This window comes from Mesorhizobium sp. WSM4848 (assembly GCF_055811375.1).
In genome coordinates this window covers 1-553 of sequence record NZ_JBVVPX010000118.1, presented here as the reverse complement: position 1 = coordinate 553, position 553 = coordinate 1, and the positions used below count along the sequence as shown (strand labels likewise).

Below are 553 nucleotides of genomic sequence, written 5' to 3'. Positions count from 1 at the left end.
GAGGCTGATCTGCGTCGTGGTCTGTCAATCGTCCGCGAAAGCATCGGCGCTGTGCAGAGCAGTATGGAGAAAAACCCGCCGTGACGATGTTGAGAACTCCCAAGACATCGTCGTCGGAAAGTGCCAGCAAGGCGAGCGAAGACGCTCGCCGTGGCAACGGCGTTGCCATTGCCACCAGCGGCCATACCCCCCTCGTCCGGAGAAAGCGTGTCGCCGTCGGCGTCGAGTTCGGTCTGAAGCCCGGTCGCAGGCCCGGTCGGATCGAACAGTTGACCACCGGAACGTGGTCGGGTTCGGCATCGGCGGCGCCGTTGGCGAGCAGCCGGAATCAGGATCATGATAAAACTCCTTGTCAGAACAGGTCGAGTTGATTGCGCGTGGCCTCATCGAACAAGCCGATATCGAGCGGCTTCTGCGCCGCGCAGGCGCATCGGCGCGCCGAAGCCGGCTGGGGCGGCACCTGGATGGTGTCGCTTCCGGGCATGTAGAAAGCGCGATCGCCACCGATACGGAAATCCGCACCGCTTCTGCGAATAAGTTGCTCGGCCTGCGG

General features: G+C 62.9%; 2 pseudogenes. Both read right to left on the bottom strand.

Annotation, left to right across the window (positions count from 1 at the left end):
- Positions 1–338 (bottom strand): annotated as a pseudogene (locus AC0L16_RS33565) (hypothetical protein); the annotation flags it as partial.
- A 104-nt stretch (positions 339–442) separates the two neighbouring features.
- Positions 443–553: pseudogene (locus tag AC0L16_RS33560) on the bottom strand (zincin-like metallopeptidase domain-containing protein); the annotation flags it as partial.